This window comes from Pseudomonas sp. SDO5271_S396 (assembly GCF_054071795.1).
The window spans coordinates 82767-88864 of record NZ_JBSVWB010000025.1 but is presented as its reverse complement, the minus strand read 5'-3'; the positions used below and the strand labels follow the sequence as shown (position 1 = coordinate 88864).

Sequence of the window (6098 nt, the reverse complement as noted above, 5' to 3'; positions counted from 1 at the left end):
ATCGCGCCGAGCACTTTCTCGCCAACAACAGAGTTTCCCTGTGGGAGCTGGCTTGTCGGATCGCCGCATCGCTGCGATAGCGCCGGCGCAGCCGACAGAGATGCTGCCTGCCCCCCCGCTTTCGTAGCCTCGCCGGGGCTCGACAACTCCCACAGGGGACTTGCAGCGGTTGGAAAAACTCTGCCAACAGGGCCATCGCGCCGAGCACTTTCTCGCCAACAACAGAGTTTCCCTGTGGGAGCTGGCTTGCCTGCGATAGCGCCGGCGCAGCCGACAGAGATGCTGCCTGCCCCCCCCCTGCTTTCGTAGCCTCGCCGGGGCTCGACAACTCCTACAGGGGATTGGCAGTGGCTGAAAAAATTCTGTCAGCAGGGCCGGGCGCTTTCTCGCCAACAATAGAGATCCAATGTGAGAAGCCGGCCTTGTCGAGGAGCGGGTTTAACTACCCGCCAGGCAACTGGGGGTGCCCGCAACCAATGCATCGATTGCGCAGCGAACCTTGGCAGGCATGTGCGGTGCTGCGGGCCAGACCACATGGATCGGCGAAGGCTGGTTGCGATGGTTCGGCAGCACAGCTTCCAGTTGCCCGCGCAATACGTAGTGAGCAATCAGCCAGCTTGGCAACCAGGCCAGGCCCACCCCCGCGATGGCGGCGTCGGCCACGGCCTGGAGGTCGTCCAGGATTAGCGGAGAGCTCAGCCGCGAACGCTGCGCAACGGCGCGGTAGGCAATCCCACGATGCCCGGCGAGGTCCGCGAGAGATTCGATACGCCCCACTCGTTGCAGGTACGCCGGTGACGCGGCCAGCCCCACCGACTGCTCGCCCAGGCGGCGGGCGCTCAAGCGGTCCGTGTCAGGCAAAGTGCCAATGCGCACGGCAATATCGAAGCCTTCCTGTGCCAGGTCTGTCATGCGGTCCGAGAAGCAAATCTCGATTTCCAGCGCCGGATAACGCTCCATCAACCCCCACAATGCAGGCGCCGCATAGTGATGCCCGAAAATCAGCGGCACGCTGGCGCGCAAGCGTCCGCGTGGCTGTTGTCGGCCACTGTCCAGCACTGACTCGGCGGCCTCCAACTCAGCCAGCGCCCGCAGACAGTGCTCGTAGTACGCCTGCCCATCTTCGGTCAGACGCTGACGCCGCGTGGAGCGTTGCAGCAGACGTGTGCCCAGGCGCGCTTCCAGTCGCGCCAGGCCTTTGCCCACAGCTGAGCGTGTGAGGTTCAGGCGTTCGGCAGCTTGCGTCAGGTTGCCGCTTTCGACCACCTGGAGGAACAGTTCAATGCCGTCGAAACGTGGAATGGCCATGTGTCAATTGTCGCTCTTTATTCCCTTATCAACGGAAAACTTATCACGAATAAAGAACTGGATTCCCCTGAAAATAATCCGATCCCCACCTTCAGGAGAATGTCATGCCATCCACCGCCACCGTGTCGGCCCTCAGCCCTCCACATACCCAACGAAATGGCCTCGCCCTCACCGCCGTGTGCCTGGTGCCCCTGATGTTCGGCCTGGAAATCTCCAGCGTGCCGGTCATCCTGCCCACCCTTGAACAGCAACTGGGCACGGGCTTCCAGGACGCTCAATGGATCATGAACGCCTACACCCTGGCCTGCACCAGCGTGCTGATGGCGGCAGGCACGCTGGCCGACCGCTTCGGACGTCGGCGCATCCTGGTGTTGTGCCTGTGGTTGTTTGGCCTGGCTTCTCTGGCTTGCGGACTGGCGGAGGATGCCGCCACCTTGATCGCCGCGCGTTTCGCTCAGGGCGTGGGTGGCGGAGCCATGATGATCTGCCAGTTCGCCATTCTGTCGCACCTGTTCCGCGAACCGGCGGCACGTGCGCGAGCCTTTGCGATCTGGGGTGTGATCGCCGGCGTGGGCCTGGGCTTCGGTTCCATCGTGGGCGCGTCGATCCTCGCTGTAGCGGATTGGCGCTGGGTGTTTCTCGTGCACGTGCCGCTCACCCTGGTCACACTGGGATTGCTGTGCATCAGCGTGCAAGAGTCCCGCGACCCGGCAAACAAGCGCCTGGACATCGCCGGCATGCTCACCCTGACCCTCTCGGTGTTTGCCCTGGTTTACTTCATCACCCAAGGCACCGAAAGCGGCTTCGGCACGCCAGCCATGCTGGGCTGGGCCGGGTTTTCGCTGGTCACGCTGGTGCTTTTCCTGGTGATCGAAAAGCGCAGCGCGCACCCGATGTTCGATTTCTCGGTGTTCCGCCTGCCGCGTTTCAACGGTGCGTTGATGGGATCGATTGGCATGAACTTCAGTTTCTGGCCGTTCATGATCTACCTGCCGCTCTATTTCCAGGCGGGCCTGGGCTACGACACCCTGACCACCGGTGGCGCGCTGCTGGCCTACACAGTGCCCACGTTGCTGGTACCTCCACTGGCCGAACGCCTCGCCTTGCACTACGGCGCCGAACGCATCATCCCAATGGGCCTCGGCCTGATGGGCTCAGGTTTTATCGCCATGGCTGCGGCCAACAGCGTCGAGCATCCGAGTATCGGGCTGGTGCTGCTCGGTTGCGCGATCGCCGGTATTGGCCTGGCCCTAACCAACTCGCCCACCACCAATACCACCACGGGTTCGGTGTCGGCTGATCGCGCGGGCATGGCCTCGGGCATCGACCTCAGCGCACGGTTGATTACCCTGGCATTGAACATTGCGTTGATGGGGCTGGTGTTGTTGCTGGGCATTGGTCATCGACTCGCCGAACTACTGCCCCTCGACACCGCCGCAGACTGGTCGAGCATCAGCCAGACTATTGCAGCGGGCAAGGTGGACGCCCTGAGCGCGCTGGGCCTGGCCGACTCGGCAGCCCGGTCCGCCCTGCGTCACGGCGTCGGCTGGGCCATGTTGTTCGCTGGCCTGGGCGCATGTGGGCTGGCGCTGTTGAGCCGGTATTTTTTCCGACCTATCCGATAAACGAAAACGGGCCTGCATCCGCAGGCCCGTCGTGGGGAGAGAAAGAACAGTCAGCTATTCAGCGCCGCGTTCTCGTTTTCCAGAAATTCCTCTTCAAGCGCATCATCGTTCACGGTGTTGGCCGAGCGATTTTTCGCGGCAGCGCGGGGCTTGCCTTGCAGTTTGCCGAACAGATGCTCCAGCGCATGTTCCAGCTTGGTGGCCGCACCGTCGATCGCCTGTTCCAGGGTATCGGCCTTGTGCAATACCGACAGCGGTTGATGGCCTTTTGGCCGCGCTTCCAGGCGGCAACTCAAATCATGGGGGCCCGGCTTGTCACCGTTCTCATCCCGCAGGTAGACCTCCACTCGGGTCAGGTCTTCTTCGTAGCGTTCGAGCGTGCTCTCAATGGTCGTACGTACCCACTCCTCCAGTCGGATGCTGCTTTCAATATGGTTATCGCTATTGACTTGGATTTGCATAGTTCTTCCCTTATTTCAGCTAGCTCGCGGGAGGTCACAACTGCAACACCGGTGTGGTGAAACCATGACCTCTTGATTACACAATTGAGCAGTCAGAAGAACAATTCAACCCCTTAGCAAAGATAAATCGCACATTACAAATTAAGTCTGACTACAAGCAAAAACGCTGGTAGGGTGGGGAGTTAGTTACATCTTCTTACGCCCGCCTTTCTCATCATTGCCCCTCTCCCAAGGGGTGCAATTCGCGAAAAATCCCGGCTTCTTCCACCAGCCAATCATGCACCGCCCGCACACCCGGATGGCTCAGCGCGCCCGGTGCGTAGAGCAGCACATAGCGCTTGTGATTGGGCACGGCAAGGCCAAAGGGGACGATCAAGGTGCCGCGCTCCAGCTCATCGTTGAGCAGGGTGCGTCGAGCGATGGCCACGCCCATGCCGGCGATGGCCGCCTCGATGGTCAGGTGGTTGCGGTTGAAGGTGTGCCCGCGCCGCACATCGGCGTCGTGGCAGCCGATGGCATTCAGGTAGAACTCCCACTCGGCGTACTCATAACTCCCACGCCAGGCGGTGATGTCGTGCAGCAGCGGGAAGTGCACCAGGTCGGCCGGCCCGTGCAACGGTGGGCGCCCGCGCAGCAGGCTTGGCGCGCACACCGGAAAGATCTGCTCGTCCAGCAGCGCTGTGGATAACAAGCCCGGGTAACTGCCGTCGTTGAGGTCGATGGCCAGGTCGAAGTCGCCTTCATGCAGGGCGATGCTGCTGTCTTCGGCCACCATGCGCAACTGAATATCCGGAAAACGTTGCTGCAACCGCGGCAGGCGCGGGGTCAGCCACTTGCCGAGAAACGACGGGATCGAACGCAAGCGCAAGGTTCCGCTGATCATCCCAGCATCCAGGCGCTGCAATTCAGCGTCGATACTGCCATAGGCCTCCCCCACTGTTTTTGCCAGCCGCTGGCCTTCGGCGCTGAGCTCCACGCCCCGGGCCCGTCGATGAAACAAACGAAACCCCAGACGCTCCTCCAATTGACGAATCTGCTGGCTCACCGCCCCCGGGGTGATGTGCAGTTCTTCGGCACAGCGGGTGAACGACAAATGCCGCGCCGCACAGGAAAAAACATGCAGCCAGACATACGTCTGGCCATGGAGAGGCCGCGTCATAGGGTTTAGTCCTGCTAAAGGGTGTCTTAGGATAATTCGTTGGTCAGTGCCGTTCCAGAGGCTCAGTATCGCGCCAATTCCGCTCGTCCTACAAAACATGGCAGCGATTTCTACTCCATTGCTTGTAAGGCTTTAGCATGGCTATCAGTGTTTTCGATCTATTCAAAGTGGGCATTGGTCCATCCAGTTCCCATACCGTCGGCCCCATGCGGGCGGCGGCGACCTTCGCCCAGGCCCTGACCGACCAACAATTGCTCAGCGAAACCCGCCGCGTCGAAGTGCGTTTGTACGGTTCACTGTCTGCCACCGGTGTCGGTCACGCTACCGATCGCGCCTGTGTCATGGGCCTGATGGGCGAATGGCCGGATCAGGTCGACCCCACCTCGATCAATCCGCGCATTCAGCAACTGCGTGAATCCGGTCGGCTATTGCTCGCCGGTCGGCAGGACATCGCCTTCAACTGGCAGCGCGACCTCCTGCTGCTGGACGAGAGCCTGCCCTACCATCCCAACGCCATGTCCCTGCACGCCTACGGCGACAACGGCCTGTTGAGCGAACAGACCTATTACTCGGTGGGCGGCGGTTTCATCATCGATGCCGCAGAGGCTGAGTCTGGGGCTGCACCGTCCGGCACCGTGCAGTTGCCTTATGACTTTTCCAGCGCCGCCGAGCTGCTGACCCTCTGCAACAAGCACGGCCTGCGGGTTTCAGAGCTGATGATGGCCAACGAGCGCGCGTGGCGCAGCGACGAACAGATCCGCAGCGGCCTGTTGCATATCTGGTCGGTAATGCGCGCCTGCGTGGAACAAGGCCTGCGCGATGAAGGCATCTTGCCGGGTGGCCTGGATGTGCCACGGCGCGCGGCGAAATTGCACCGCAGCCTGCTGGAAATCGGCAAGCCGAATGTCATCACCTCGACCCTGTCGGCCATGGAATGGGTCAACCTGTTCGCCCTCGCCGTCAACGAAGAGAATGCGGCCGGCGGGCGCATGGTCACCGCGCCGACCAATGGCGCGGCAGGGATCATTCCGGCGGTGCTGCACTACTACATGAAGTTCAACAGCGATGCGTCTGACGACGACGTGGTCAATTTTTTTCTGGCCGCTGCCGCAGTCGGCATTCTCTGCAAGAAAAACGCTTCGATCTCCGGCGCCGAAGTCGGCTGCCAAGGCGAAGTCGGTTCGGCCTGCGCCATGGCCGCCGCCGGCCTGGCGGACGTGCTGGGAGCCACCCCGGAGCAACTGGAAAACGCCGCCGAAATCGGCCTGGAACACAACCTCGGCCTGACCTGCGACCCGGTGGGCGGCCTGGTGCAAGTGCCGTGCATCGAGCGCAACGCCATCGCTGCCGTCAAGGCAATCAACGCCACGCAGATGGCCCTGCGCGGTGATGGCAAACACTTCATCTCCCTCGACCGGGTGATCCGCACCATGCGCGATACCGGCGCCGACATGCATGACAAGTACAAAGAAACTTCACGGGGCGGCCTGGCCGTGAGCTGGGTGGAATGCTGAGGAGCATTTCCTGACCGCCCCAACGTGAGCC

5 protein-coding genes are annotated in these 6098 nt (G+C 61.7%); 2 read left to right on the top strand and 3 right to left on the bottom strand.

The window, feature by feature from the left end; genetic code table 11:
- Window positions 1-438: 438 nt before the first annotated feature.
- Entirely contained in the window at window positions 439-1308 is an 870-nt protein-coding gene (locus ACW9IN_RS17825; protein ID WP_457367122.1) for a LysR family transcriptional regulator, read from the bottom strand.
- A 104-nt stretch (window positions 1309-1412) separates the two neighbouring features.
- On the opposite strand from ACW9IN_RS17825, the gene ACW9IN_RS17820 reads away from it, so the two are divergent.
- Complete coding sequence (locus tag ACW9IN_RS17820) at window positions 1413-2933, top strand: MFS transporter (RefSeq protein WP_457367121.1); 1521 nt, start codon at window positions 1413-1415, stop codon at window positions 2931-2933.
- Between the two features lie 50 nt (window positions 2934-2983).
- Here ACW9IN_RS17820 and ACW9IN_RS17815 read toward each other — a convergent pair whose 3' ends face one another.
- Window positions 2984-3394 carry an HPF/RaiA family ribosome-associated protein gene (locus ACW9IN_RS17815; protein ID WP_457367120.1) on the bottom strand — a complete coding sequence of 137 codons (411 nt, stop codon included), beginning with the start codon at window positions 3392-3394 and terminating at the stop codon, window positions 2984-2986.
- Window positions 3395-3608: 214 nt separating this feature from the next.
- Window positions 3609-4553: a LysR substrate-binding domain-containing protein gene (locus ACW9IN_RS17810; protein WP_457367119.1), complete on the bottom strand. Its 945-nt coding sequence runs from the start codon at window positions 4551-4553 to the stop codon at window positions 3609-3611.
- Between the two features lie 137 nt (window positions 4554-4690).
- Between ACW9IN_RS17810 and ACW9IN_RS17805 the strand changes: the two genes are divergently transcribed.
- Complete coding sequence (locus ACW9IN_RS17805) at window positions 4691-6067, top strand: L-serine ammonia-lyase (RefSeq protein WP_457367118.1); 1377 nt, start codon at window positions 4691-4693, stop codon at window positions 6065-6067.
- Window positions 6068-6098 lie beyond the last annotated feature (31 nt).

Bases quoted from the DNA above. Each gene is read 5' to 3' on its own strand.
- ACW9IN_RS17815 (WP_457367120.1), bottom strand. From the start codon at position 3,394: ATGCAAATCCAAGTCAATAGCGATAACCATATTGAAAGCAGCATCCGA.
- ACW9IN_RS17805 (WP_457367118.1), top strand. From the start codon at position 4,691: ATGGCTATCAGTGTTTTCGATCTATTCAAAGTGGGCATTGGTCCATCC.
- ACW9IN_RS17810 (WP_457367119.1), bottom strand. From the start codon at position 4,553: ATGACGCGGCCTCTCCATGGCCAGACGTATGTCTGGCTGCATGTTTTT.
- ACW9IN_RS17820 (WP_457367121.1), top strand. From the start codon at position 1,413: ATGCCATCCACCGCCACCGTGTCGGCCCTCAGCCCTCCACATACCCAA.
- ACW9IN_RS17825 (WP_457367122.1), bottom strand. From the start codon at position 1,308: ATGGCCATTCCACGTTTCGACGGCATTGAACTGTTCCTCCAGGTGGTC.